Genomic DNA, 26,050 nt, shown 5'->3' with positions numbered 1-26,050 from the left:
CATGTCTGAGAAATCTGAAAAACGTCACGCCGATCTAGGTATTCATGGCACGCAGTCTCACCAGCAAGATGGTTTGCCCCCACATGCAGCTCATCCGCACCGAGAACCTATTTTGCATCGTGCCCGTTTAATCAGTCTAGGTGTCCTGCTCTGTTTGGGTATTGGTGGTGTTGCAACGTTTGCGCTGCGGGCAAGCCACGCGCATGCCTTGGCCGAAGCGACAGCAGATCACAGCAAGTTGTATGTCTACACAGTGACTCCGAAACCAGCGTCTGGTAAAGGTGAGCTGACCTTGCCAGCGACGTTACAAGGCATGATCGAAGCGCCTATTTTTGCGCGGAGTAGTGGTTACGTTATCCGCTGGAATAAAGATATCGGTGCTCGTGTCAATAAGGGGGACGTGCTCGCGGAGATTGATACGCCTGAAGTCGATCAACAACTCGCGCAGGCGATCGCCGCACGTGAGCAGGCTGCATCCAGCCTTGATTTGGCCAAAACGTCTGCTCAACGTTGGGAGGCGCTGCGTAAAAAGGATGCGGTAACTCAGCAAGAACTGAATGAACGGACCAGCGCCTTTGCGCAGGCAAAAGCGAATGTGGCAGCGTCGGAAGCCAATGTTGTGCGATTGCAAAAACAAGTCGAGTTTAAACGCGTGATTGCACCTTTTTCTGGTGTGGTTACTCGCCGTAATGTTGAAGTGGGCGATCTGATCGACGCTGGTAATGGTGGTGCTGCGAAAGCCTTGTTTAGCCTGGCGCAGGTTGATTCTCTGCGGGTGTACGTGTATGTTCCACAGGCTTATGCACAGCGCATTAAAGCGGGAGACACCGTCAGCATTTCACAGAAAGAATTGCCAGGACAAATTTTCCATGGAACGGTCGTTCGTACAGCAGGTGTGATTGATGTCGCTACAAGAACATTGCAGTTAGAAATCAACTTGCCAAATAAGGATAATACGTTGCTCGCGGGTGCTTATGTGGAAGTGGCATTGCCCCTTGGCGGCACAAGCTCAATCCTGACTGTTCCCTCCAACGTGATCTTGTTCCGTCCGGAAGGTACGCGCGTGGCGGTCGTTGATGCCAATGGTTTGGTGCGTTTGCAGACCGTCACCATTGGCCATGATCTCGGTAATAAGCTGGAAATTCTGAGCGGCGTTACAGTCAATGATAAACTGATATTGAATCCAGCGGACTCACTGGCAGATAAAGATACGGTGATTGTGTCGCCATCGAAGCCAGAAGACGATAAAAAGGCGGCCGCATGAAATTCGCAAAGCACAGCTTAGCAATCAGCGCACTGGCTTTGCTTGGTGCGTGTACGGCAGGTCCTGAATATAAAAAGCCTGAACTGGTGATGCCAACTCATTGGCATATTGAAGCACCATTTCTTGTTGCTCAACCAGGTGATGCTGACATCAAGGGAACCTGGTGGGAAATGTTTCAGGATGTCGAGTTAAATCAATTAGCTTCTAGCCTGCTTGCCAATAACCAGAGTTTGCAGGTGGCGACAGCCCATTACGAGCAGGCAAAGGCACAAGCAAGTGTCGCTAATGCGGGGCTATTTCCGCAAATTGGTGCGCAAGTGGGTAGTTCGCGGTTAAAAATTTCTGCGGATCGCCCTCAGTCTGCTTACAACGTCAATAATCAGTCGACTGTACAAAATAGCCAGCAATTAGGGTTTTCGGTGAGTTATGAAGCCGATCTGTTTGGCCGAGTGCGTAAGACCGTCGAAAGTGCTCGCGCCGCAGAGCAAGCTGCCGTAGCTGATCTCGAAAATGTCCGGCTCGTACTCATGGCAGAATTGGTGGCAGATTATTTTAATGTGCGTGAGCTTGATGCCGAAATTGAGGTGGTACGTACAGCGATTGATCTGCAAGGTAGGGCATTGAAATTTATTACGGATCGTCATGATCTCGGTGTCGCATCGGGCCTTGATGTGGCGCAGCAAGAAGCACTGTTGCAAGCCAATCAAACGCAATTAGAACTCTTGCAAAAGCAGCGCATGCAGTTTGAGCATGCGTTGGCGACGATGACAGGAAAGCCTGCGCCGGCATTTAGCCTCTCCGAAAAAGTGAGCAGCTTTACGCCACCCGCCATCCCAGTTGGTTTACCTTCAGATCTGTTGCAGCATCGGCCGGATATTGCATCTTCTGAGCGTGCTGTTGCCGTCGCTAATGCTAATGTTGGCGTGGCGCGTGCAGCCTATTTCCCCTCGCTGATATTACAAGCTAACGGTGGGTGGAATAGCAACCAGTTTAGCAATTTGATCAGTGCGCCAAGCATCCTTTGGTCACTTGGCGCTTCTGCAGCACAGACGCTGTTTGATGGCGGTAAGACAAATGCAAACGTTCGTTTTGCCCAATCTGCTTACACTGCTACGGTTGCGAATTATCGCCAGAATGTGCTAGTTGCGATGCAGGAGTTAGAGGACGGCATGCAGGGCGGGGTATTGCTCGCGCGCGCAAGGCAACAAGCCCAGGCGAGTGTAAATAGCGCCCAGCGCGTCTTGACTCTGGCTAATGACCGTTACACCGGTGGACTGGCGACCTATCTCGACGTGATCTCTGCACAGCAAACCTTACTGTCGGATCAGCGCCAACTGGTGCAGATTCAGGGGCAACAAATGTTGAATGCAGTCTACCTTGTCAAAGCAATGGGCGGCGGTTGGCAAAGTGGTCAGGGAAAGGCATCTCCCCCTATTCAAATACAATCATGAAAATTTCTACCCTGATGGTGCAAGGCACCACTTCCGACGCAGGCAAAAGTACGGTCGTCGCCGCATTGTGCCGTTTGTTGTGCCGACAGGGCGTGCGCGTCGTGCCGCTGAAACCGCAAAATATGGCGCTCAATAGCGCAGTTACCGTCGACGGGGGCGAAATTGGCCGCGCCCAGGCACTACAGGCGCAGGCAGCATGTCTGCCTGCACATACCGATATGAATCCGGTGTTACTCAAGCCCTCTTCGGATACCGGTGCGCAAGTTATTATCCATGGCAAAGTCCGGGCTGATATGAATGCTCGCGATTACCATCAATATAAAACGGTAGCGATGGGCGCGGTATTAGAGTCTTATGCCCGCCTACAACGCACCTACGACGCTATCATCGTTGAAGGGGCGGGTAGCCCGGCGGAAGTTAATCTGCGTGATCGTGATATTGCCAATATGGGCTTTGCAGAGGCGGTAGATTGCCCAGTGATTTTGGTCGCAGATATTGATCGTGGTGGCGTATTCGCGCACTTTCTTGGCACGTTGGCGTGCCTGTCTGAATCAGAGCAAAAGCGCATTATCGGTTTTGTGATTAATCGTTTTCGTGGCGATGTCAGCTTGCTGGAGCCTGGCTTGAAATGGCTCGAAGAAAAAACCGGTAAGCCCGTGTTAGCGGTACTGCCTTACCTGCACGGCTTACAGTTGGATGCAGAAGACGCGATTCAATCAAGTCAATCATCGAACGGCAAATTTAAAGTCATTGTACCGGTGATTCCAAGGATCTCGAACCATACAGATTTCGATGCATTACGCACCCACCCTGACGTAGATCTTCAGTTTATTGGTCTTGGTACAGCAATCCCCGCTGCAGATTTGATTATTTTGCCTGGTAGTAAAAATACGCGTGCAGATCTAGAATTTTTATTGCAGCAAGGATGGCAGCATGCGATAGAAAAACACCTGCGATATGGCGGAAAGGTCATCGGTATTTGCGGTGGTTACCAGATGCTTGGTCAAATGGTGAGTGATCCACTGGGCGTAGAAGGAAAGCCCGGCGATACAGAAGGGTTGGCACTAATCGATATTACGACGGAACTCACCGCAGACAAACGACTTGAACAAGTTAGTGGTGTTTGCATTTTTGGAGACACTCAGGTACCGGTGATTGGCTACGAGATCCATATGGGGATTACTTATGCTAGCAATGATACTTTGCCAGTATTTAATATTAGCGGTCAGGATGAAGGTGCGCGCTCACCGGATGATCTGATCCTGGGCACATATCTGCACGGTTTATTCGATCATCCAGATGCTTGTCATGCATTACTGAAATGGGCGGGGCTGCAAAGTGATCTAAAACCTGATTTAGCTGCGTTGAGGGAGCAGAGCATTGATCGTATCGCAGATGCGTGCGAACCATTGCTGGCGGCGTTACAGAGGCTCTGAGCAGCATAGAAAAAATGACGGAGGCCTTAGTTGACTAATATCCGTCATATTCTTTTAGCTCGGACCATCTCAGAAATCGTAGAATTGATAGCTATTTGATAATTTATCTGCTACTTTTTGGATGACTCAGATGTTTTTGTTACCGATACTAAGTGGCAACCTGCTAAATTATCCTTAGCAAGCTTATAATTCAGGCATCACCATAAAATTTTCATATTTTAGGGAACCAAGTCAACCTTGGCGAATCACATTCACGTATGAATCAAGCTTCTATCTCAGGACGATCCTATTTCCAGCAATATCAATCAGGTCAGGGACGCGCAATTGCGCTCGCTGTGCTGGTGCATTTGTTGCTGTTTGTTTTTTTATGGATTGGTATTAAATGGCAGAACAAAGAGGCGACGGCAGTCGAAGCTGAAGTATGGGATATGACCATGCGTGACGCTGCACCATTGCCTGTTCCCGTTGTTCCTGAGCCTGCGGCTGAGCAGGTGGCGACTCCTCCGGCGCCAGTGATCAAAGAAGAAGTGCCCAAAGAAGATCCTGATATTGTGATAGAGCAAGAAAAACAGCGCAAACGCCTCGAAAAGAAAAAAGAACTGCAACGTCAGGAAGACGTCGCTGAGCAACAAAGGAAAGAGCGACGAGAGCAGGAAGAGTTGCAGGCGAAAAAGGAAAAAGAGAAAGAAAAAGACCGAGATTTAGCCAAAAAACGTCTTGCTGAGCAAGAGTTGCAAGCTAAAAAAGAAAAAGAACTCGAAAAGCTAAAACAAGAAAAGCAGGAAAAGCTGGATAAGCAGAAGCTTGCAGATCAGAAAGTTCAGCAAGCGAAAGAAAAAACGGCGAGTGATAAGTTGTTCAAAGAGAATATGCAGCGCCTGTCAGCACAGGCTGGCGCGACTGGGAGTGGTGGTTCAGGCACGGCTGCAAGGTCTACTGGTAATAATCGCGGTGACCCCAGTTACGGTGCAAAAATTGCTGCGAAAATTCGTTCAAATACCATTTACAATGCACCAGATATGGTTGCAGGTAGTCCTGAGGTCGTTTATCAGATTGATTTGCTGCCAGATGGCTATTTGCGTGGACCCGCCCGTAAACTGAAATCATCCGGAATTCAGGCGTTTGATGACGCGGTAGCGAAGGGGATTGATAAAGCGCAGCCTTTCCCTCGCGACAGCTCTGGTGCCGCTGCAACCAGCCTGGATTTGCATTACAAAATGAAAGAAGAGTAATTTGCAATGATGTCTATGATCAAAAAAATGGCATTGGGTGCCGTAGTCGTTACTGGGATCAGTCTCAGTGGTAGCATGCCTGCTTACGCCCAGTTGCGCGTAGAGGTGTCTGGCGTTGGTTCTACCCAGATTCCTGTTGCTATTGCCTCTTTTGCCAATGAAGGTTTAACGCCACAACAAATTACCAATATTATCAAAGATGATTTGTCACGCAGTGGCTACTTTAAAATCATTGATGCCGGCGCGGTTGTCACTGAGACGACGCCAGTTAATTTCGATGATTGGAAGAAGCGTGGAGCAGAAGCATTGGTCGTCGGTAGTGTGCAGAGCTTGGCTGATGGGCGTTTTGATGTTCGTTACAAATTGCTCGACACGATTAAATCCTCTACCTTATCTGGGTTTGCGGTCGCCACGTCACCTATAAATACTCGGTTGACGGCACATAAAATTGCGGATGATATTTACGAGAAATTGATCGGTGTCCGCGGTGCCTTTTCTACACGAATCGCCTATGTGACTAAGTCCGGTTCAGAATATCGGCTAGAAGTTGCCGATGCTGACGGTGAGGGCGTGCGGGTTGCACTGCGATCCAATGAACCCATTATTTCTCCCGCTTGGTCTGCCGATGGGACTAAGGTGGCTTACGTCTCTTTTGAGGCAAAAAAACCAGTCATTTGGGTACAAAACCTGGTAACTGGCGAGCGCAAGGTGGTTGCTAACTACAAGGGCAGTAACTCAGCACCGGCGTGGTCTCCCGATGGAAGTCGTCTGGCTATTGCCCTCTCTCGTGATGGGCTGACGCAGATTTATACGATTGTTGCTGATGGCTCTGGATTGAAGAAATTGACTAGCAGTAGCAGCATCGATACCGAGCCGCAGTTTTCGGCAGATGGTGAGTCTGTGTACTTTTTGAGTGACCGTAGTGGTGGTCCGCAAATTTACCGCATTAATGCCAATGGTGGAGAGCCTAAGCGTGTCACATTTAACGGTAGCTATAATATTACGCCGCGCATCTCTCCAGATGGTCGGACCTTGGCTTATATCTCAAGACGCGAAGGAAAGTTTCAGCTATACGCGTTAGATCTGGTGAGCGGACAAGAGCAACGTTTATCCGATACAACAAAAGACGAATCACCTAGTTTTTCGCCTAATGGTCGTTACATCATGTATGCAACCGAGTCTGGTCGTCGTGCAGCACTCGCTGTTGTTTCTGTTGATGGCAAAGTAAAACAAAGATTGACGGTGCAAGCCGGAGATATTCGGGAGCCCACCTGGGGTCCCTTTATGAAATAATTTTTACTCATTTTATCAGGAGAGAATATGCGCTTCACTTCCCAAACTAAAAGCATCGCTTTGATGATTTCCAGTGTTGTACTGATGACTGCTTGTGCATCCAAAGTGCCTCTGGAAGATAAAGCCAAAGTAGAAGAAAAACCAGTGCAAACTGCAACTACGCCAACCGCTGACACCAATGCAGTAAAAACAGTGGTGACGGGTTCTGTTGATCCTTTGAATGATCCACAAGGTGTATTGGCTAAACGCAGTGTGTACTTCGACTTTGATAGCTATATCGTGAAAGATGACTACAAATCTGTCGTTGAAAATCACTCCAAATACCTCGGTACCAATAAAGCGCGTAAGGTTCTGATTCAAGGTAATACCGATGAACGTGGTGGTAGCGAATACAACCTGGCGCTCGGTCAAAAACGTGCTGAGGCTGTTCGTAAATCCATGAGCCTGTTGGGTGTACCAGAGGCTCAAATGGAAGCAGTGTCTTTGGGTAAAGAAAAACCAAAAGCAACTGGTCACGACGAAGCATCTTGGGCTGAAAATCGCCGCGCTGATGTCGTCTATCAATAACAGTCTTTTTTTGATTGGCTAATTGCCTGTGAAATGCATCGCGTCGGTCACTTTTTGAGTGGCCGGCGCCTTTCTATTATGGGCGCTCAAATGCGACTTGCTTTTGGTAATTTGACGGTGCCTGTTAGTCCACGTCAGGTTGTTGCTCTTCCGTCTTTTTCATCCGGTACTTCTACTTAATGATTCCTATGAAACTTTCTTCTTTTCGCACATCGATTCTTGTTGCTGCATTATTTGCTGCGTTAGCACCCGGTATCGCGTCAGCCGGTATTTTTGACGACGACGAAGCGCGTAAAGCAATTCTTGATTTGCGTGCAAAAGTGGATGCCGTCAATGTGCGTCTGGATAAAACGGATGACACTAAGGCCAATAAAAGCACGGCACTGGATCTGGCAAATGAGAATGAGCAGTTGCGTTCAGAAATAGCGAAGTTACGTGGGCAGATAGAAGTGTTGTCAAATGATATCGCCAATACCCAGCGCCGACAGCAGGATTTTTATGTGGATCTGGATAACCGTTTGCGTAAAATTGAACCTAAACGCATGACTGTTGATGGTAAGGATGCGGTTGTTGAGGTGAATGAACAACGTGCCTTTGATAATGCGATGGCCTTGTTCAAAGAAGGTGATTACAAAAATTCTGCTCCGGCATTTACTAGTTTTATCGCTGCTTATCCGCAATCGGCTTATCTGGGTTCGGCGCAGTACTGGCTTGGCAATTCCTACTATGCACAACGTGATTGTAAAAGCACAGTCTCTGCTATGCAACAGTTGATCAAAGCCTATCCTGATCACCCAAAAGCACCTGATGCTATGTTAAACATCGCTGGCTGTTATACGGAGCTTAAGGACAAGCCTGCTGCTAAGAAAACACTCGAAGCGTTGATCTCTCAATACCCTGGCACTGAAGCTGCACAAGCTGCTAAGAGTCGCCTGTCCCCCGTGAAGTAATCAGTATAAGGATTAAATCCTAAGACGGGGATTGACAGAGGGGCTGAAACGCCATATAATTTCGGTCTTTCGGGTCGTTAGCTCAGCTGGTAGAGCAGCGGACTTTTAATCCGTTGGTCGCAGGTTCGAATCCCGCACGGCCTACCACGAATACAAAAGAAGCTTAAGTTGCGATTAAGTTTTTAGATTTTTTTAGCAGGTTTTGGGTCGTTAGCTCAGCTGGTAGAGCAGCGGACTTTTAATCCGTTGGTCGCAGGTTCGAATCCCGCACGGCCTACCAAAACAAAAAGCAAAAAGCCAATCCACACGGGTTGGCTTTTTGCTTTTATACGTTGTTATTTGCAGGTGATCGGCATGTTAAACATATGAATGATTCATGCAAGATAGGCCCGCATTGCACGGCAACAAAGACTGTTCGGCCAGTCAATGACAGCAACTAGTACAATGAGGAATGCCGCGCGACATGTCGGTCATAGGGTGATGAAAAAATACACCTATTGTTTTCGACCTGATTTACCATCCTATAATGATCGAGCACAGAAAAATGAAGAAAAATGCCGTGAAAAATCAAACTCCACAGGCCTCACTAGCACCAGAGAAGCATGAAATCCGCCCGGGCCAATCTGTTGAGCTGCTCAAGGAGTTGCACATCCTCACGCGTGATGGCAAATTGAATCAGGATAGTCGCCGCAAATTGAAACAGGTCTATCATTTATATCAATTCATTGAACCTTTGTTACTTAAGTTGCAAGAGTCTCATCCTAATATCAGTCTTGTTGATCATGGTGCTGGGAAGTCTTATTTAGGATTTATTTTGTACGATTTATTTTTTAAATCCGAGCAAGCCCTGAGTAACGCGCGCATCTATGGTATCGAGACGCGCGATGAATTGGTGCAAAAGTCAACCGAGCTGGCCCAGCGACTTAACTTTCCGGGCATGTCGTTTCTTAATTTGTCGGTCGCTGAGTCCACCCATTCTGATCAACTTCCACCGCAGATTGATATCGTGACCGCGTTGCATGCATGTGATACTGCGACAGATGACGCCATTCAATTTGCTTTAAAAAAGAAAGCCAAGTGCATGGTGTTGGTTCCATGCTGCCAGGCTGAGGTGGCTTCGGAGTTACGCAAGAACAAAGGCGATGCAGTGCGCAATAATCCGCTTTCAGAAATGTGGCGTCATCCTATTCACACGCGTGAATTTGGTAGTCAGATCACCAATGTTTTACGCTGCTTGCAACTAGAGGCGCACGGCTACCAGGTCAGAGTGACGGAATTGGTTGGCTGGGAACATTCCATGAAAAACGAATTGATTATTGCTGAATACAAAGGAATGCCAGCAAAACGTCCAGCTGAACGATTAGCCGAAATGCTCAATACGACTGGGCTAGACAGTATGCGTGAGCGATTCTTTGTTCCGCAGTAAGACAAGAAACGATGCCTGACATCGGACGATGTGATCGTCATTGCAATGTCATAAAAAATGATTAGTATCATTTTCCTATAACGCTAAAATATTGACTGGTATTACCTTTAGAAGGAAAGCAAACATGCTGGCCGCCGTGGATCTGGGTTCTAATAGTTTTCGTATGCATATCGCTCGTCACGAAGGGGATTCCATTCGCGTAGTTAAAAGTGCGCGGGAACCGATCAGACTGGCGGCTGGACTTGATGATCAAGGTAACCTGACACCGGAGGCAATGCAGAGTGCGATTGACTGCCTAAGTAGGTTTCGTGAAATTCTGAATGCTTATCCCGTCGATTATTTGCGAGTTGTTGCGACAAATACGATCCGCATCGCAAAAAATGCTGCAGCACTCATGCCGTTGGCGGAAGCCGCAATCGGCCATCCGATCGATGTTATCTCTGGCGAGGAAGAGGGGCGCCTGATTTATATGGGCGTGTCAAACTCCGTTTCTATTCCTGGCGAGCGTCGCTTAGTCATGGATATAGGTGGTGGTTCGACAGAGGTTATTCTTGGTCGGGGTCATGAGATTGTGAACGTCGAGTCGTTCAGTATCGGTACGGTCAAGACGAGTACCAACTTTTTCCCTGACGGTCGTTTGACTGATGCGGCTTTTGAGGCCGCTATTCTGTCGGCACGTTCCATGTTTGAAGATGCTGCTCCAACATATCAGCCTCAGCATTGGCGTAAGGCCTACGGCTCATCAGGCACGATGCGTGCCATTGCAGATGCCATCATCAAGGGTGGACTAGGTGATGGAAAAATCACATTACTTAGCCTTAACGCTCTAAAGCAATATTGTGTTCAATGCGGCAAAATCAGTGATCTGGAGCTTAGTGGTATTAAACCTGAGCGGGTTGCCATGGTTGTGGGCGGGTTGGCGATTTTAATCGGCCTGATGACCGAATTCAACATTGAATTGCTCTTGCCGATTGAGGCTGGCTTGCGTATGGGGGTGATGTGGGATTTGTACCTGCGCTCAACAAAACGTGATCGCCGTGAAGTATCAGTACAAAAATTAGCGACGGTATTTAACGCTGATATGGCGCGTGCAAATCGGGTGGTTGATATGGTGAAATCACTCTATCAACAACTTAAACCTACGTCAGATAATTACTTGCGTTTACTGTTATGGAGCGCACGGCTGCATGAAGTAGGGATGGCGATCTCGCACACTGGTTATCATAAGCATGGCTCTTATATGATAGAAAATGCGGACATGGCTGGGTTTACTACCCGCGAGCAACGTATTATGAGTAAGCTCATCCTGAGTCAAAAAGGTAATCTGCGTAAGCTAGGTGAGGCGCTGGTCGATGCTGATTTTGCCAAAGCTATATTGGCGTTGCGCTTATCTGTCATGTTGATGCATTCTCGTGCTGATCTTGATTACGAAGATATTCGTCTGAAAATGAAGCGCGGTATCGAGTTAGAAATGCGTCGTAACTGGGTGACGTTGCATCCGACGGTGGCGTATTGGTTGCAGAAAGAGATCGAAGCCTGGCGTGAGATTGGTGTTGATTTTTTGGTCAGAACGAATGTTTGATGTCTTGAGAGATCGCTCGCGACTTTATTTTTCATCTGAAAATTAGTATTCCAGCATGTTTGGAGCGTTACGCAAAATGGGGAGGTATCTAAACTCGCTGCGCTCTTGCAAAGATACTTTTTGATCCGTTTTCGTCTCGCACAAATTGGTTTGTCTCAAGCGGGAAAAATCAAAACCGATCCCAAACCCAAACCCAAACCCAAACCCAAACCCAAAACACCAACTAAAAAAATACATCAGCTTTGTCATTCTCCGCGCAGGCGGAGAATGCAGTCAAGTCTGACAACTTGCTCAAGCCACAACCAAAATTCTTTGGGTCGCCTTGAGTCCGTCGTCCATCAACATAAGCCAATCAATCAGAAATCAAATTGCGCAGATAATTTATAGATGCGTGATGCACCAGGGAACAGGTAACCGCCCAGTTCTTGGGTTGCGTCGCGCCAGTAGAATTTGTTGAAGACGTTATCAACATTAAAGCGCAGGGTGGTCGTTGTGTTGCCGAAGCGGGTGACGTAACGTGCACCCGCATTGTAGACTTGGTAACTCGGTACAAGCACTGAATTATCGGGCGTATAGGCTTTGTTGCCTGAGTATTGCCAGCTTGCATTCAGATCCAGCCCCTTGATGCTTGCAACTGCATAATCGACGTAGACGGTTGATTTGAGCTTAGACACGTTCAGTACGCGCTTACCATCTTGTGAAGCGTCACCAGTACCCTCTTGTATCGCGTCCAGCGCCGTCAGGCTTGCACCAAACGTAAGTTGAGATGTGACCTTGCCTTGTGCTGTGAATTCAAGGCCAGTATGTCTTGCAGTCCCATTTTGAATGTAATTATTAAAATTACTATCCTGATTGGTGTCGATATACTCAAGCGGTTTTTGAATGCGAAACAACGCTGCGCTCAGACTGAGATCTTTGCGCGCATCCGTTTTTATACCGATTTCAAGCTGTTTGGACTTTGCCGGATCAAGCATTTGAGTGGCGTTGTTCGTACCGACAGGCGCGACAGTGCCATGTTCCAAGCCCTGCGCAAAGGATGCGTATAATGAGGTGTTTTGTGTAGGTTTGTAGACGATGGCAACATTGGGTACCCAGTAATTATGCTGATATCCAGGATAGCCCAGTTGAGTACGATGAATGTTGAGATGGCGAATGCCTGCATGCAGTGTCCATGCATCACTTAAACTGATCGCATCTTGCACGAATGCTGACCATTCCTTATCCGTCCGCTGCAACATCACCGGGCCTGTCGAATTGGTGGATTGACCAACGACAATCGGATGGAAGATATTACTTGTACCAGCGAAATCATAGACATATTCACCAAAATAGTCCTTCCGCTGTGAGTCACTCAAGCCAACAGCGAACTTGTGTTGAAAAGAGCCAGTGGTGAATTTTCCGCTCAATAATGCCTGACTACCCCACGATGATTTTGATTCGCCGACGCTTTGATAGTCGTACACATCGTAGTCACCATTCGCACAGTAGCCAGAAGGGATGTTGCCGGTGCTACATCCGTAGGGGAAAGCGGTATAGTCATTTCGTTTGAATTCGTGCTTATTGACGCTAATGCTTGCAGTCCAAACGCTATTGAGTTTGTACTCGTATCGCAGTCCAATATCGCTATCAGTCGTATCAACCGGTTTTGACCAAGGTTGGTTGTTGAGCATCATATCGGCGCGAATGCCCTGTGGCAAATCGGTACCGTTGGTCAGCTGAAAGCCCGGTGCAGAGATTTGTGCGCGGTGCTGGTAATCGAAATCAAATTGCAACAAGGATTGCGACGATAAATGCCAGTCAAAGGCGCCAGAAAGAAACTGACGGTTGCCATTCGCGCCAATGATATAAGAGCGTAAGCGTTCTTCTGCGGCGTTGATGCGGTAGCCAAATTGTTTATCTGACGAGGTACCGCCTAAATCTAACGCGCCATATAAGGTGCCACGTTCAGAGATGCTGGTTGTGATACTTCGCAGATCGCTATCCGTTGGACGTTTGGTGACATAATTGATGATGCCACCGGGCGTTGCAAAGCCCGACTCAAAACCTGAAACACCCTTCAGTATTTCAATGGTTTCTTTGTTCTCAAGAGGAATCACGCCATCATCAGGAATAGCAAAGCCATCCTTGCGATAGCTATATTCGTTATCCAGTGCAAAGCCACGAATAGAAAACTGTTCTGCATAGCCGACCGCATTATAGGCATCATTGATGCTGGCATCGTATTTAACAACATCTGTTGTTAAGCGAATTTGCAGATCCTGCAGTTGCTGCACGCCCCATGTATTGACCGAAAATGGCGTATCGATCAGTTTTTGGTCAATAAAACCAGTGACTTTGGTATGGTCGGGTTTTTGCGCGCTCTTATTGCCGGATACAACCACCTCTTGTAGGGGCTGTGCTTGTGCGTCTGCGTTAACTGCTGCTTCAGGTTCGGCAGCAGCGTATGCCGCTGTCATGCACATTAGTTGTGCAATAGCGATAGCCATCAACGTGGGGCGAAGTGCGGGATAAGAAAGGATGGAAGGGCGTGCAGTGAATTGTGTCATGGTGTGCTCGTTGTACTCGTTGTGCGCATGCAGGATGGCAGCAAAGGAGCAAACAAAGCATAGACAGGAATATAAACAGCGTGGACTTTGCGCTTCCCTTCGCTGGCATTATCCAGATCAGGTTCAAGGGACTATCTCACCCAGAAAAAATTTCCAGGACCCCTAGCGAAGTCGGTACTTTAACATGAAACGATGGGTGGGGCTTTTTGAGCCGCATCCTCCCCTTGTAATTTGTGGTTTTTAATGGAGAAGATACCCCTGTCAGTCTATGCTCAGAGATTTTAGTTGCTTTCATGCAAATAAAAAATAAACGGTATTTCTTTAACTCATCTGCTTACCATGTTACGTCTGAGCTATGCATGCAGTACGTACAATGCACTTCTCACTGAGAGATCTTTACTTGCTTGAAATTAACCCACAAGCCTTCACCAGAATAAACAATTAAGGCGACCCAGATGGCAACGAAGCCAATCAGTCTATGCGCATCTAGGGTTTCATTAAATATCCAGACACCCAGCATTAATTGCACAAAAGGCGCAATATACTGGAGTAATCCAAGTGTGGTCATCGGAATGCGACGAGCACCAGCAGCAAACATGAGCAAGGGAATTGCTGTAATTGGGCCGCTTAAAGCCAGTAATACCTTGATATCGGTTCCGCTGGTAATGAGAGCGTTCTGTCCGTGCATCGTTAGCCAGGTCAGGTAGCCGAAAGCAAATGGAAAGAAAATCGCTGTTTCTAGTGAGAGTCCTTCTAACGCGCCGAGTGCAGCTGTTTTTCTCAATAATCCATAGGTGCCAAACGTTCCTGCGAGTGACAATCCTATCCAAGGTAAATGGCCAGTCTGGAAAGTCATCCACGCTACACCAAAGGCAGCGAATGAAATTGCTACCCATTGACCCAAGCGCAAACGTTCTTTGAGTAAAATAGATCCAATCAGAATGTTGACTAACGGGGTCATAAAATACCCAAGACTGGCATCGATCACCCTTCCATCATTGACCGCCCAAATGTAAATAAACCAGTTGGCAGATAAAAGCAAGGCGCTGACGGCAAAGCTAGCGATGAGTTTGGGTTGTCGCCGCACTATTGCCAGCCAGTCCCATTGCCGACGTAAGCTCAACACAATCACTAAAAATAAAAGTGACCATAACATACGGCTTAACAAAATTTCTAATGAAGGAACCGAGTGTAGGGCTTTGAAATAGAGTGGAAACAAACCCCAGATGGTGTAGGCGGCGCCCGCAAGTAAAATACCTTTACGCATTACTGCATTCCCAAAAAAAGGAGGCCGAAAATTCGGCCAGATGCAGCATTATCGCCGTAAACAGAGACGTGTGCTGTATGCATTGATCAAATAACTGCACTCGACCTCGTTATTTTTCTCTGGCAAGGGCGAGTTGTTTGCAGAGCGCCTCTGTGCCATCAAGAATGCGTGGTCCCGCACGATTGAGTAAGTCTGCAGGGACCGCATATAAATGATTTTTCTTTATGGCGTTAAGCATTTTGAACTGACGCCATTCATTGAGGCTATCATTATTATCACCACCGGTGACGATGACGTTGGGATTACTTGCCAATAACGCTTCTGTGGTGATTGTCGGGCTCAAGTCTTTTAATTTACCAAACACGTTAACGCCACCACAAAGTCGTATTGATGCCGATATCATGTGCTCATCATTCAACGTCATGAGTGGCTTGCTCCATACCTGATAGAAAACAGTGATTGGCGTTGCGTTATCTGGTTGTCGATAGGTTTTGCGCAGATCCTCTAGCCGATGCCGGAAATTGACTGCAGCAGTATTGCCAACAGTTTCAGTTCCTGCCAAGAGGGATAGTCGCTCAATGGAGCTTGCCACCATTTCAAAATTACGTGGTTCGCTTTCAAACACAGTGATGTGCTGGCTGCGTAATTTGTTGGCCAATACTTTCGCGTTGCCAGTACCCCAGATTACGACCAAATCAGGTTTGAGCGCCAAGAGTCGTTCGGTATCTAAGGCGAATACATTGCCCACGGACGGCAGATTTTTAGCAGCTTCAGGAAAATTGCTATAGTCGCTTACAGCGACGATGTTGTTCGCTGCACCTGCTGCAAACAATAATTCAGTCGCATGGGGTGCGAGGCTGATAATGCGCTGCGCTGGTCGTGTCAGCGTAATCGTATGTTGCGCATCATCCTTCACGCTCACTGCTGCTAACGCTGTGGAACTCCAAGCGATCAGCAGCAGTTGCAGAAGCAGTAGAGGGTGTAGGACACTGATCTGGCGCAGTTTCAATTCAAATTTCCAGATTGTCAATCAGGCGCGTGTTGCCCAACTTCGCAGCAGCAAGTACAACTAACGGCGCACCCTGTGCCAGATCGCCAGCGGAAGGTGGTTGTAAGTCGGCACGTTTGCGGATCGATATATAGTCTGGTTTCCATTGGCGATTGGCCAGCTTTGCCATCGCTTTGCGCTCTAATTCAAACATGTCGAGATGACCGCTACGCACCTCGTTGGCCACATCGTTCAGCGCGGCGTATAACGTTGGTGCTTCAGCGCGCTCTGCTTCCGATAAATACATATTGCGGGATGAGAGTGCCAGTCCATCCTCTGCGCGATATGTATCGGCAGCGATAATTTCAGTTGGTAACGCAAACTGTTTGCTCATGTTGCGGACGATCATCAATTGCTGATAATCTTTTTTACCGAACACGGCGACGCGAGGCTGCACGCAAGAAAAGAGTTTTAAGACGACGGTGGTCACTCCGGTAAAAAATCCTGGACGGAACTCGCCTTCAAGAATATTCCCTAGATCATCTGGTGGTCGAACTCGGAATTCTTGTGGCTCAGGATACAAATCTTTTTCGGTGGGTGCGAACAAGATATAGACACCTTCTTTTTCTAGCTTTTCTACGTCGGCCTGGAATGTGCGCGGGTATTTATCGAAATCTTCATTGGGTCCGAACTGCAGGCGATTTACAAAAATAGATGCAACAATCGGATCACCGTGTTTTTTTGCTAGCCGCATGAGCGACAAGTGACCCTCATGCAAATTGCCCATGGTCGGTACAAATGCAGTACGCAATTGGCCACTCAGATGGTCGCGCAATTCTTCAATGGATGAAATGATTTTCATAGTAAGTGATTCAATGAATTCAGAGGTTATTCGATAAACTGGTTACACAGTCCGCTGGTCAATAATCAGCTTGGCGAATAGGCAAGGCGCACATAAATTGGTGCGAATGCTTCAGCCTGCGTAATTTCAATCAGTGTTTCTTTCGCAAGTTCAAGTAAGGCGACAAAATTAACAACCAGTACAGGAGCGCCGCGCGAAGGATCAAAGAGGTCAGAAAACTCGACAAATTTTGCAGACTGCAACTTGCGTAAAATGCCTGACATATGCTCCCGCACCGATAGCTCTTCGCGACTAATTTTATGATGTGCGACCAGAGTCGCACGTTTTAAAATATCTTTCCATGCTGCCTGGATATCTGCAAGTTCAACTTGCGGCCAATGAAGGACCGTGTTTTGCTCGACAAAGACTTGAGCATGTAAAAAATCACGACCAAGTTGTGGCACTGCATTTAAGTCATAAGCAGCGAGCTTCATTTGCTCGTATTCCAGCAGACGCCTGACGAGTTCGGCGCGTGGATCTTCTGCTTCTTCACCCTCGGCGGTTTTGGTCGAGGGTAGTAGCATGCGGGATTTGATTTCAATCAGCATCGCCGCCATCAGCAGATATTCTGCGGCAAGTTCCAGATTGTGATTGCGAATCTGATCGACATACTTGAGATATTGCAATGTGACTTGCGCCATCGGGATATCAAGAATGTTGAAATTCTGTTTACGGATCAGATACAGCAATAAATCCAATGGGCCTTCAAATGCTTCGAGGAAGACCTCAAGGGCATCAGGCGGGATGTAGAGATCGTTCGGTAATTTGAATAGGGGTTCCCCATATAGTTTGGCAAACGCCAGACCATCCACCACGTCGGGCGTGGTATCAGTACCGCCAACCAACGGCAGATCAGTAGGGGGGAGTGTGCTTGTACTCACAGGCTCACAGACAAAGCGATGAAGCAGGCTTATGCCTTGTTTTGGTAGACATACGGTTGTTGTGGAACAATGGATTCTAAAGTGTCTTTTTGTATGCTGAGATCCACTGGTGCCTTATCCCAAAGGAGGGCACGTCCATCACGTTGTCCTTGTTCTAATTTGGGATTAGCGCTTTTTAAACTTTGGATAAAGTGGGTCGCTTCAGATTGGTACAAAGAGAATTGCTTGGAGAATTTCATAATGGCGAAATAAACAGGTAAAAGAACGATTGAAGTCGCATTTTACTCTTAATTTCGCCAAGAACCCTATTTCGAGGGGTGACTGAAACAAGTTGTTGGCTGAAAAAAAGAAAAACGTTGGATTAGCAATATGAAAACCACGCAAACTATAGATCCTTGTTGCCTAGCCATTTGCGGGTCTGAACAGGAATATAAGCCCTTAATCGTTGAAGCAGTTGTTCGGGGCCTGCTGCAGATAAAAGAATATCGAGATGGTTAGACCGCAGAAACCCTTGTGTTTTGGTATGCGCCAGAAATTTGAGCAGACCGTCGTAAAAGCCATTGACATTGAGTAAGCCGATTGGCTTGTCATGAAACCCTAACTGCGACCAAGTCATCACTTCAAACAGCTCTTCCAGAGTGCCGATACCCCCTGGCATAGCGATAAAGGCATCTGACAACTCTGCCATAAGCGCTTTTCGTTGGTGCATATTTTCTACGATGTGTAAGGTTGTCAGTCCAATGTGCCCGACTTCCTTGTCCATCAATGCTTGTGGAATAACGCCTGTCACAGTTCCGCCTAGGCGTAGTACTTCATCTGCGATGATTCCCATGAGGCCAACATTGCCACCGCCATAGACTAAGCTTAATTGCTGCGAAACTAAGGTTCCTGCAAGCTGACGAGCCGCGACAGCATAATCAGGTGTGATACCTGGCGAGGCGCCACAGTAGACGCAAACGGATTTCATGCTTGATTTATTTTCTGCAAATAATCTTGCGAGAGCTTTTCAAATACGTGTTTAGTGTTGCCCCGTAAATACGGGCTGATCAGCGAAATGACCTGATAACAGCCTCGTGCAAGGGATTCGGACATGGTTTGTAATTCAGTATATTTGCGTGGATTGCGGACGTACTCATACGAAAGCCAATACGTGGCGACAACGACCATGTTGGTTGACAGGGCGTCTATATCCATGTCGGTTCCTTCAAATTCGCCATCCGTACGCAGACCGATACAAAGTTCGGTAGCCACCTTAATCTTATGTGACAGTATCTGTTTGAAATTGAGCTCTAGCTTCCTGTTGCGCGATAACAAATCGTTTAAATCACGGTAAAAAAAACGATAGCGCCAGACCAGCTCAAATGTCAAATGAAGGTACGTCCAGATATCTTGGATATTGGCTTTGCGCCCCTGCGGGAAGGCCAATTTTTTATTAATTTCAGACTCAAACTGCGTGAAGATAGAGTTAACAATATCATCTTTGTTTCTGAAATGATAATAAAGATTGCCTGGGGAAATGTTCATTTCCTCCGCAATAACAGTTGTTGTGATATTGGGTTCGCCAAATTCATTAAATAGGCGCAGCGACAGTTCAAGGATACGTTCTCGGGTGCGGCGAGGAGCTTTGTGTTGCATGTCATTCAATCTCAATAGATGATAGGACTGACTCAAAATCGGCCCGGAGACGCTATGGCTTTATGTCGTAAGACGAGGACTGATATCGCCGTGACTGGGTGAGAGTTTTGTGTAAGCCCTTAGTTATTTCATTAGAATAACATTGATCAGGCTAACATCAAAACGTACCCAGCAAAAAGTACTCAGGCATCTGACGTTTTTTGTACTTGTTCTGGAACTTGAATCACGCAGGTTTTTGCTAATTTATCGTGCAAAAACTGCCCATTTTTATCTAGTCTGGCAGTGAGTGCCCACGCTGTCATGCCAAGCGTTAGCAAAATCATCATTGACCACTCTTTGAGCTCAAATTCATAACTCAACGCCATGGCAGGAACAAACCACATCCATGCAAGAACATAACGCATGATGGCCTTAATCACGGGCAGTTTGTTGCCATCTTGGTTAGTGACGCGAATGCGCCAGGTTTGCATTGCCAGCGTCTGACCGCTACGGCTCCAGCAGAATATAAAGTAGGCGCCAACCACACAGAACAACCAAGCTTGACGACCATGCCTTAACATTAAGGCGCTTTTACTTTGTGTTGTTACATCAAAAATGAAACCAAATACAAAGACGATGCCAAACAAAAGCATGGCCTCATAGACCATGCAAATTAATCGACGACGCAGAGACGGTGCTTGTAAGTCTGTATTCACTGATTTATTTCGCGACAGATTGTGTTACGGAGCTAGCACTTGCAGCTGCGGGCGCTTCTACTGGTGTTGGTGCCGCAGGCGCAGCTGCACTTGAGCTTGTCGCAGACCCTACCGATGTCGCCGGAGCAGTTGGTACTGTAGTAGCTGTCGCTGGTTTAGTTGCTGCTGGCTTAGGTCCGACTTTGATCGGCGCGATTACTTGCGGATTTTTGATTGATTCAGCAACCAGATTTGTCAGATTTTTCTTGTTTTGATGTTGATTGGCAAGACGTTTTTTTTCTTCGTCAGTCAGTTGCTGATATTGTTGCCATTGCGCAGATTTATTTTCTGGGTTTAATTGTGTTGTATGAGCATAATTTTCTCGGGCAGCACGACGCTGCTCAGGAGTTAATTTAACCCAGTCACGCATTCTTTCTTGCAGCCGTTGTTGTTCTGCGGGCTTCATGGTGGCATAGCGGTTTGCTATTTCAATCCATTTTTTTTTGCCATTTTCTGACATCGGATCCCATTCTGCCGCCAACGGTGTCAGTGCTTGCTTTTGTATCGGACTTAATTCTGACCAAAGGGGTTTGGCCTGATTAGTCGCAGGCGCTGATGCTGGAGCAGGATGGTTACCGTTAGCATAGGCGAACGGTAACCAGAGGGTGATAAACGTAACGATGAGGAATTGACGTACATTGCAAAGCGTCACGCTTATTCCTCCGCTTTATTCAGATAGGCCGTAAATCCGGTGTCAACGTAAGCAGCTGGTGGTAATTCATCAACTAATACTGCAGTATCGATATCGGCCAGTTCAGTAATCCGTTGCTCTTTTTCGTGCTGGTAAATACCAGCAAGTCCAGCGACCAAGGCAAGTAGCGGGATGATCAAGCCAAGCCGCCCAGTCCACGTCGATGGGCCAGGGAAGGAAAAGCCGTTGCTGCCAGCCAATATGCCACTGAAAACATGAACTTTGACCCCACCATCCGGCTTTTTACGGGCCATAGCTGTTTTACGTGCTTGTGCTAAGCGATCTAGTGTAGGTGCAGGCAAGCCTTCGGCTGATTCATTCAGTGCGCGCCGGACTTTGTATGCAAAGTCGAGGTCTTGCAATTCTTTCGAGTAGTTCATAACTGTATTCCTTTAGCCTTTAATGATGTGGCTAGTGCGTGAGTTGCCCTAGAGCAATGAGTTTTAACACTTCCCTCTGAGCAGCCCATCGCCTCGGCGGTTTCTGCGACATCCATGTCTTCCCAATAACGCATGAGGAACGCTTCCCGTTGACGTGCTGGGAGTTTTTTTATTTCTTCATCAATAATATTAAGGACTTGCTCACGCTCAAGTTTGTCAGCAGTTGATTCAGCGGCTTCGGTACCTTCTTCTGCCGCATAGCTCTCCAGTAGGTCAAAATTGTCGTCACCCTGATTGTTGTTTGGGGTAATACTTGAAAAAAGGCTAACCCATGTATTGCGGACTTTTTCGCGTCTGAAAAAATCCAACATCGTATTTTGTAAAATACGTTGAAATAACATGGGCAGCTCATTTGCTGGCTTATCGCCATATTTTTCAGAAATTTTAATCATTGCCTCTTGGACAATATCCAGAGCCGATTCTTCATTCCTTACCGTGTAAAGGGCATGTTTAAAAGCGCGCCTCTCGACACCTTCGAGGAAGTTTGCTAATTCTTTATCAGTAGCCATTGTTGGCAATATTCATAGAGTTACTCTGCATTTAGGACTGGCGCACGTCTTTTCTAATGGCGTTAATGTCGTGGTTCCGGCATCTTCGCTGTCGCCACCCCAAACCGTGCCAGGACAAATTGATAGGTCCTATTTTAAAAATTAGTATTTGCGCAATGAAAAGCGCTATTTATTTATGTTTTTTATGGCAATGATGTTGATGTGTTGTTTTTACGGCTACTATCTATCAGAATATTTCTGCTTTTAGTTCTAAAAACGTTTGATAACGTAAACCGTGCACATGTTTTGAAAATTGCGCATATGCTAGCAAAAATAGCACATTGTGTCCTGATTTTTGTGTTCGTGAAAAGATTTCAAGCGTTGGAAACTAATTTTATTAAGAAATACACTTGACCAAAATGCTGCAACGCATTACCGTATGAGTCCGCTCCAAAATCTCGGAGCATCAAATACCTGCTTGGAATAACCCACAATGTTATCGCCAGCTGGTGCGCTTTAAATGAAGCTGTTTGTTCTAACCCATGCCACAAGCGTGAGAAGTCTGTCGTTACAAAGCCTTACCTCTGATTGAACGAGTGCACTAAGCATCGCCTGGAACCATTTCCAACGGAAATGTAAACGGAAATGTGAACGTACGAAAAAGGAATATCAGCTTACCGGATTTGTATGTCGATTTCGCTAGGAAAGAGCATCCGATCAATTTCCTATGGACCTTGAAAGGACAACTATAATGAGTTCAGAATTTACAGGCGCAGAGATACTGGTAAAGTGTCTTGCCGAAGAGGGTGTTGAGCACGTGTTCGGATATCCGGGCGGTGCGGTACTCTATATCTATGATGCAATTTTCAATCAGGACAAGTTTCAGCACATTCTTGTACGCCACGAACAAGCGGCGATTCATGCAGCTGATGCTTACTCCCGTTCTTCCAATAAAGTCGGCGTTGCTCTCGTTACTTCTGGTCCCGGCGTGACCAATGCGGTGACAGGTCTGGCGACGGCGTATATGGATTCTATTCCTATGGTGGTGATCTCTGGTCAGGTTCCTAGTGCCGTTATCGGTCAGGATGCCTTCCAAGAGTGTGACACCGTGGGTATTACTCGTCCTTGCGTCAAACACAACTTTCTTGTAAAAGACGTGCGCGATTTGGCGGAGACGGTCAAAAAAGCGTTCTTCATCGCGACGACAGGTCGCCCTGGTCCGGTATTGGTTGATATTCCCAAAGATATCAGCATGCACAAGACGACATACCACTATCCCAAAGAAGTGGAAATGCGCTCTTACAAGCCAGTAGACAAAGGCCATGCAGGCCAGATCCGCAAAGCAGTGCAACTATTGCTGCAGGCAGAGCGTCCGATGATTTACACAGGCGGTGGTGTCATTCTAGCGCATGCCGCCCCCGAGCTTAACAAGTTGGTCGATGAACTTGGCTTCCCATGTACGAACACGTTAATGGGCTTAGGAGCTTATCGCGCTAGTGATAAGAAATTCGTCGGTATGCCTGGTATGCATGGTACGTATGAGGCCAACATGGCGATGCAGCATTGCGATGTATTGATCGCGATTGGTGCGCGTTTTGATGATCGAGTGATCGGCAATCCTAAACATTTTGCTTCGAATCCACGTAAAATTATTCATATCGATATTGATCCATCATCTATTTCTAAACGGGTCAAAGTTGACATCCCTATCGTCGGTAACGTCAAAGACGTACTGGTTGAAATGTTGTCACAGTTGAGCGCTGTTGAAACACGCCCAGATCCCAAAGCACTTGCCGCTTGGTGGAAGCAAATTGAAGAATGGCGCAGTCGCGACTGCCTCAAGTATCCAACTTCAAGCGAAGTGATTAAGCCACAGTCAGTTGTGCAAAAAGTCTGGGAAGTAACAAAGGGTGATGCCTTCATTACGTCTGACGTTGGTCAGCATCAAATGTGGGCGGCCCAATATTATAATTTTGATAAGCCTCGTCGCTGGATTAATTCTGGTGGTTTGGGGACCATGGGCGTGGGCTTGCCTTATGCTATGGGTGTTCAGATGGCTAATCCAGATGCGACGGTTGCCTGCATTACCGGTGAAGCGTCTATCCAGATGTGTATCCAGGAATTGGCAACGTGTAAGCAGTATCACCTCACACCAAAGATTATTTTGCTCAACAACCGCTTCCTTGGCATGGTAAGGCAGTGGCAGCAAATTGATTACGGTTCTCGGTATTCCGAATCGTACATGGATTCACTGCCGGACTTTACCAAGCTGGTTGAGGCCTATGGTCACGTCGGTATGAAGATTGAGAATCCTGCTGACGTTGATGGTGCGGTACGTGAAGCATTTGCAATGAAAGACCGACTTGTATTTATGAATTTCATTACTGATCAGACTGAAAACGTCTGGCCAATGGTGAAGGCGGGCAAAGGTCTGACTGAAATGCTGCTTGGTTCGGAGGATCTGTGATGAGACATATTATTTCCATACTCCTTGAGAATGAAGCTGGTGCCTTATCCCGCGTTGTTGGTTTGTTTTCTGCGCGTGGCTATAACATCGAAACTCTGACGGTGGCGCCGACAGAAGACGCGACGCTTTCTCGTATGACCATCGTCACGAGCGGGTCGGATGATGTTATCGAGCAAATCACTAAGCATCTGAATCGGCTCATTGAAGTTGTTAAGGTAGTTGATCTGACTGAAGGCGCTCACATTGAACGCGAACTCATGCTGATTAAAGTGCGCGCAGTTGGCAAAGAGCGTGAAGAGATGAAGCGTACTGCAGATATTTTCCGTGGACGCATTATTGACGTCACTGAGAAAACCTACACCATCGAACTCACCGGAAATAAAGGAAAGCTGGATGCCTTTATTGATTCCATCGACCGTACCTCTATTTTAGAAACTGTGCGTACAGGTGGTTCTGGCATTGGACGCGGTGAGCGTATTCTGAAGGTCTAGTAGGATCTAGCAGTAATTCGTCGGCAAACGGCAAAAAGCAAAAATATTTAAATTTTTAAATTTATAAATTAATAAATTAAACAGGATACAAAATGAAAGTTTTCTACGATAAAGATTGTGATCTCTCCTTAATTAAGGGTAAAAACGTTGCCATCATCGGTTATGGCTCCCAAGGTCACGCACATGCGCAAAACTTGAACGATTCTGGTTGCAATGTGACGGTCGCATTGCGTAAAGGCGGCGCTTCATGGAGCAAAGCTGAAGGTGCTGGCTTGAAAGTCGCTGAAGTGAATGAAGCAGTAAAAGCAGCTGACGTCATCATGATTTTGCTGCCAGATGAAAACATCGCTCAGGTTTACGCTGAAAACGTCGCTCCATACGCAAAACAAGGCGCAGTCTTGGCATTTGCTCACGGCTTTAACGTACATTATGGTCAAGTTGTTCCGCGTGCAGATCTGGACGTGATCATGGTCGCGCCAAAAGCGCCAGGTCACACAGTACGTGGTACTTATTCTCAAGGTGGTGGCGTTCCTCACCTGATCGCTGTTTATCAGGATAAATCTGGTTCTGCTCGTGACATCGCGTTGTCTTATGCGATGGCAAATGGCGGCGGTCGTGCTGGTATTATTGAAACAAACTTCCGCGAAGAAACTGAAACAGATTTGTTCGGTGAACAAGCTGTTCTGTGCGGCGGTGCTGTTGAGCTGATCAAAGCTGGTTTTGAAACACTGGTTGAGGCTGGCTACGCTCCAGAGATGGCCTATTTCGAATGTCTGCATGAACTGAAATTGATCGTTGATCTGATTTATGAAGGCGGTATCGCTAACATGAATTACTCGATCTCCAACAATGCTGAGTACGGCGAATACGTAACAGGTCCTAAAGTTGTGACTTCCGCGACTAAAGATGCAATGCGCCAATGCTTGAAAGATATTCAGACTGGTGAATATGCTAAGAGCTTTATTTTGGAAAACAAAGCTGGCGCGCCAACATTGATTTCTCGTCGTCGCCTGACTTCTGAGCATCAAATCGAAGAAGTCGGTGCTAAGTTGCGAGCAATGATGCCTTGGATTGCAAAAAACAAATTAGTTGATCAATCTAAAAACTAATTTTGCTTCATGCTTTAGTTAGCAAACTAAATCAAAAATCGCCCACGTTGATGGGCGATTTTTTTTGATCATTGAATTGGTATTAATGTGGGGTAGTCGATGGAGCGACTAAAAGCAACCGTTATAAAAAGTAAGCTTTTTGCAATAGATGAAACTTAGCACTAAGCCTGCGGTCTGACGTGTATCTAGCCTCACAAAGATAACTATATAA

Annotated in this window: 24 protein-coding genes, 2 tRNA genes and 1 riboswitch; of the genes, 14 read left to right on the top strand and 12 right to left on the bottom strand. The window is 46.9% G+C overall.

All coding sequences use genetic code 11. The features are described from left to right. Window position 1: 1 nt before the first annotated feature. The 11 genes from ACO0KV_RS02705 to ACO0KV_RS02655 all read left to right on the top strand — a co-directional run bounded on the left by ACO0KV_RS02705 (window position 2) and on the right by ACO0KV_RS02655 (window position 11,201). A complete protein-coding gene (locus ACO0KV_RS02705) occupies window positions 2-1,264 on the top strand; it encodes an efflux RND transporter periplasmic adaptor subunit (protein ID WP_423039626.1) in 1,263 nt (420 codons plus the stop codon). Beyond that, window positions 1,261-2,715, top strand: a complete 1,455-nt coding sequence (locus ACO0KV_RS02700) for an efflux transporter outer membrane subunit (protein WP_423039624.1) — start codon at window positions 1,261-1,263, stop codon at window positions 2,713-2,715. Before ACO0KV_RS02705 ends, ACO0KV_RS02700 begins: the two co-directional genes overlap by 4 nt. A gap of 14 nt (window positions 2,716-2,729) precedes the next feature. Continuing rightward, entirely contained in the window at window positions 2,730-4,151 is a 1,422-nt protein-coding gene (locus ACO0KV_RS02695; RefSeq protein WP_423039819.1) for a cobyric acid synthase, read from the top strand. A gap of 257 nt (window positions 4,152-4,408) precedes the next feature. Then, a complete protein-coding gene (gene tolA, locus ACO0KV_RS02690; RefSeq protein WP_423039622.1) occupies window positions 4,409-5,383 on the top strand; it encodes a cell envelope integrity protein TolA in 975 nt (324 codons plus the stop codon). A 15-nt stretch (window positions 5,384-5,398) separates the two neighbouring features. Further along, complete coding sequence (tolB, locus tag ACO0KV_RS02685; RefSeq protein WP_423039817.1) at window positions 5,399-6,676, top strand: Tol-Pal system beta propeller repeat protein TolB; 1,278 nt, start codon at window positions 5,399-5,401, stop codon at window positions 6,674-6,676. Between the two features lie 27 nt (window positions 6,677-6,703). Further along, window positions 6,704-7,243 carry a peptidoglycan-associated lipoprotein Pal gene (pal, locus tag ACO0KV_RS02680; RefSeq protein WP_423039620.1) on the top strand — a complete coding sequence of 180 codons (540 nt, stop codon included), beginning with the start codon at window positions 6,704-6,706 and terminating at the stop codon, window positions 7,241-7,243. 188 nt (window positions 7,244-7,431) lie between these two features. Further along, window positions 7,432-8,193, top strand: a complete 762-nt coding sequence (gene ybgF / locus ACO0KV_RS02675) for a tol-pal system protein YbgF (RefSeq protein WP_423039618.1) — start codon at window positions 7,432-7,434, stop codon at window positions 8,191-8,193. Between the two features lie 71 nt (window positions 8,194-8,264). Further along, window positions 8,265-8,340: transfer RNA gene (locus tag ACO0KV_RS02670), tRNA-Lys, on the top strand. Between the two features lie 57 nt (window positions 8,341-8,397). Further along, window positions 8,398-8,473 (top strand) — tRNA-Lys (locus tag ACO0KV_RS02665). Window positions 8,474-8,737: 264 nt separating this feature from the next. Beyond that, window positions 8,738-9,619, top strand: a complete 882-nt coding sequence (locus tag ACO0KV_RS02660; RefSeq protein ID WP_423039616.1) for a class I SAM-dependent methyltransferase — start codon at window positions 8,738-8,740, stop codon at window positions 9,617-9,619. A 124-nt stretch (window positions 9,620-9,743) separates the two neighbouring features. After that, complete coding sequence (locus tag ACO0KV_RS02655; RefSeq protein WP_423039614.1) at window positions 9,744-11,201, top strand: Ppx/GppA family phosphatase; 1,458 nt, start codon at window positions 9,744-9,746, stop codon at window positions 11,199-11,201. A 356-nt stretch (window positions 11,202-11,557) separates the two neighbouring features. Here the strand turns inward: ACO0KV_RS02655 and ACO0KV_RS02650 are convergent, their stop codons facing one another. The 12 genes from ACO0KV_RS02650 to ACO0KV_RS02595 all read right to left on the bottom strand — a co-directional run bounded on the left by ACO0KV_RS02650 (window position 11,558) and on the right by ACO0KV_RS02595 (window position 21,793). Then, window positions 11,558-13,747, bottom strand: coding sequence for a TonB-dependent siderophore receptor (locus ACO0KV_RS02650; protein WP_423039612.1), 2,190 nt, complete (start codon window positions 13,745-13,747; stop codon window positions 11,558-11,560). A 77-nt stretch (window positions 13,748-13,824) separates the two neighbouring features. Next, window positions 13,825-13,921, bottom strand: a riboswitch (TPP riboswitch). Window positions 13,922-14,129: 208 nt separating this feature from the next. Continuing rightward, entirely contained in the window at window positions 14,130-15,014 is an 885-nt protein-coding gene (rarD, locus tag ACO0KV_RS02645) for an EamA family transporter RarD (RefSeq protein ID WP_423039610.1), read from the bottom strand. Window positions 15,015-15,123: 109 nt separating this feature from the next. After that, window positions 15,124-16,023, bottom strand: a complete 900-nt coding sequence (locus ACO0KV_RS02640; protein WP_423039608.1) for a cobalamin-binding protein — start codon at window positions 16,021-16,023, stop codon at window positions 15,124-15,126. Between the two features lies 1 nt (window position 16,024). Beyond that, complete coding sequence (gene panC, locus ACO0KV_RS02635; protein ID WP_423039606.1) at window positions 16,025-16,864, bottom strand: pantoate--beta-alanine ligase; 840 nt, start codon at window positions 16,862-16,864, stop codon at window positions 16,025-16,027. Window positions 16,865-16,929: 65 nt separating this feature from the next. Further along, window positions 16,930-17,784: a segregation and condensation protein A gene (locus tag ACO0KV_RS02630; RefSeq protein ID WP_423039604.1), complete on the bottom strand. Its 855-nt coding sequence runs from the start codon at window positions 17,782-17,784 to the stop codon at window positions 16,930-16,932. 29 nt (window positions 17,785-17,813) lie between these two features. Next, entirely contained in the window at window positions 17,814-18,023 is a 210-nt protein-coding gene (locus ACO0KV_RS02625; RefSeq protein WP_423039602.1) for a DUF3460 family protein, read from the bottom strand. Window positions 18,024-18,169: 146 nt separating this feature from the next. Next, window positions 18,170-18,751 carry a TIGR00730 family Rossman fold protein gene (locus ACO0KV_RS02620; protein WP_423039600.1) on the bottom strand — a complete coding sequence of 194 codons (582 nt, stop codon included), beginning with the start codon at window positions 18,749-18,751 and terminating at the stop codon, window positions 18,170-18,172. Then, on the bottom strand, window positions 18,748-19,419 hold the full coding sequence (locus tag ACO0KV_RS02615) for a TetR/AcrR family transcriptional regulator (RefSeq protein ID WP_423039598.1): 672 nt from the start codon (window positions 19,417-19,419) through the stop codon (window positions 18,748-18,750). The genes ACO0KV_RS02620 and ACO0KV_RS02615 overlap by 4 nt, the downstream gene beginning before the upstream one ends. A 182-nt stretch (window positions 19,420-19,601) precedes the next feature. Continuing rightward, on the bottom strand, window positions 19,602-20,114 hold the full coding sequence (locus tag ACO0KV_RS02610) for an RDD family protein (protein ID WP_423039596.1): 513 nt from the start codon (window positions 20,112-20,114) through the stop codon (window positions 19,602-19,604). A 4-nt stretch (window positions 20,115-20,118) separates the two neighbouring features. Then, on the bottom strand, window positions 20,119-20,805 hold the full coding sequence (locus tag ACO0KV_RS02605; RefSeq protein WP_423039594.1) for a DUF3106 domain-containing protein: 687 nt from the start codon (window positions 20,803-20,805) through the stop codon (window positions 20,119-20,121). Between the two features lie 2 nt (window positions 20,806-20,807). Then, window positions 20,808-21,224 carry a DUF3619 family protein gene (locus ACO0KV_RS02600; RefSeq protein WP_423039592.1) on the bottom strand — a complete coding sequence of 139 codons (417 nt, stop codon included), beginning with the start codon at window positions 21,222-21,224 and terminating at the stop codon, window positions 20,808-20,810. Beyond that, window positions 21,221-21,793: an RNA polymerase sigma factor gene (locus ACO0KV_RS02595; protein WP_423039590.1), complete on the bottom strand. Its 573-nt coding sequence runs from the start codon at window positions 21,791-21,793 to the stop codon at window positions 21,221-21,223. Before ACO0KV_RS02595 ends, ACO0KV_RS02600 begins: the two co-directional genes overlap by 4 nt. 730 nt (window positions 21,794-22,523) lie before the next feature. Between ACO0KV_RS02595 and ACO0KV_RS02590 the strand changes: the two genes are divergently transcribed. The 3 genes from ACO0KV_RS02590 (at window position 22,524) to ilvC (ending at window position 25,839) form a co-directional block, all read left to right on the top strand. Then, window positions 22,524-24,239, top strand: a complete 1,716-nt coding sequence (locus ACO0KV_RS02590; protein ID WP_423039588.1) for an acetolactate synthase 3 catalytic subunit — start codon at window positions 22,524-22,526, stop codon at window positions 24,237-24,239. Next, window positions 24,239-24,730, top strand: coding sequence for an acetolactate synthase small subunit (ilvN, locus tag ACO0KV_RS02585; protein WP_423015898.1), 492 nt, complete (start codon window positions 24,239-24,241; stop codon window positions 24,728-24,730). Before ACO0KV_RS02590 ends, ilvN begins: the two co-directional genes overlap by 1 nt. A gap of 92 nt (window positions 24,731-24,822) precedes the next feature. Beyond that, entirely contained in the window at window positions 24,823-25,839 is a 1,017-nt protein-coding gene (gene ilvC / locus ACO0KV_RS02580) for a ketol-acid reductoisomerase (RefSeq protein ID WP_423039587.1), read from the top strand. Window positions 25,840-26,050 lie beyond the last annotated feature (211 nt).

The sequence above is a fragment of the Undibacterium sp. RuRC25W genome (genome assembly GCF_049339825.1).
Lineage (GTDB): Bacteria > Pseudomonadota > Gammaproteobacteria > Burkholderiales > Burkholderiaceae_D > Undibacterium.
The sequence above is the reverse complement of the archived record's forward strand: the minus strand, read 5'-3'. Positions and strand labels throughout refer to the sequence as shown.

What these genes read in the sequence shown, in the direction of transcription:
- ACO0KV_RS02705 (WP_423039626.1), top strand. Translation starts at nt 2, where the DNA reads ATGTCTGAGAAATCTGAAAAACGTCACGCCGATCTAGGTATTCATGGC.
- ACO0KV_RS02700 (WP_423039624.1), top strand. Translation starts at nt 1,261, where the DNA reads ATGAAATTCGCAAAGCACAGCTTAGCAATCAGCGCACTGGCTTTGCTT.
- ACO0KV_RS02695 (WP_423039819.1), top strand. Translation starts at nt 2,730, where the DNA reads ATGGTGCAAGGCACCACTTCCGACGCAGGCAAAAGTACGGTCGTCGCC.
- tolA (WP_423039622.1), top strand. Translation starts at nt 4,409, where the DNA reads ATGAATCAAGCTTCTATCTCAGGACGATCCTATTTCCAGCAATATCAA.
- tolB (WP_423039817.1), top strand. Translation starts at nt 5,399, where the DNA reads ATGATCAAAAAAATGGCATTGGGTGCCGTAGTCGTTACTGGGATCAGT.
- pal (WP_423039620.1), top strand. Translation starts at nt 6,704, where the DNA reads ATGCGCTTCACTTCCCAAACTAAAAGCATCGCTTTGATGATTTCCAGT.
- ybgF (WP_423039618.1), top strand. Translation starts at nt 7,432, where the DNA reads ATGAAACTTTCTTCTTTTCGCACATCGATTCTTGTTGCTGCATTATTT.
- ACO0KV_RS02660 (WP_423039616.1), top strand. Translation starts at nt 8,738, where the DNA reads ATGAAGAAAAATGCCGTGAAAAATCAAACTCCACAGGCCTCACTAGCA.
- ACO0KV_RS02655 (WP_423039614.1), top strand. Translation starts at nt 9,744, where the DNA reads ATGCTGGCCGCCGTGGATCTGGGTTCTAATAGTTTTCGTATGCATATC.
- ACO0KV_RS02650 (WP_423039612.1), bottom strand. Translation starts at nt 13,747, where the DNA reads ATGACACAATTCACTGCACGCCCTTCCATCCTTTCTTATCCCGCACTT.
- rarD (WP_423039610.1), bottom strand. Translation starts at nt 15,014, where the DNA reads ATGCGTAAAGGTATTTTACTTGCGGGCGCCGCCTACACCATCTGGGGT.
- panC (WP_423039606.1), bottom strand. Translation starts at nt 16,864, where the DNA reads ATGAAAATCATTTCATCCATTGAAGAATTGCGCGACCATCTGAGTGGC.
- ACO0KV_RS02625 (WP_423039602.1), bottom strand. Translation starts at nt 18,023, where the DNA reads ATGAAATTCTCCAAGCAATTCTCTTTGTACCAATCTGAAGCGACCCAC.
- ACO0KV_RS02620 (WP_423039600.1), bottom strand. Translation starts at nt 18,751, where the DNA reads ATGAAATCCGTTTGCGTCTACTGTGGCGCCTCGCCAGGTATCACACCT.
- ACO0KV_RS02615 (WP_423039598.1), bottom strand. Translation starts at nt 19,419, where the DNA reads ATGCAACACAAAGCTCCTCGCCGCACCCGAGAACGTATCCTTGAACTG.
- ACO0KV_RS02600 (WP_423039592.1), bottom strand. Translation starts at nt 21,224, where the DNA reads ATGAACTACTCGAAAGAATTGCAAGACCTCGACTTTGCATACAAAGTC.
- ACO0KV_RS02595 (WP_423039590.1), bottom strand. Translation starts at nt 21,793, where the DNA reads ATGGCTACTGATAAAGAATTAGCAAACTTCCTCGAAGGTGTCGAGAGG.
- ACO0KV_RS02590 (WP_423039588.1), top strand. Translation starts at nt 22,524, where the DNA reads ATGAGTTCAGAATTTACAGGCGCAGAGATACTGGTAAAGTGTCTTGCC.
- ilvN (WP_423015898.1), top strand. Translation starts at nt 24,239, where the DNA reads ATGAGACATATTATTTCCATACTCCTTGAGAATGAAGCTGGTGCCTTA.
- ilvC (WP_423039587.1), top strand. Translation starts at nt 24,823, where the DNA reads ATGAAAGTTTTCTACGATAAAGATTGTGATCTCTCCTTAATTAAGGGT.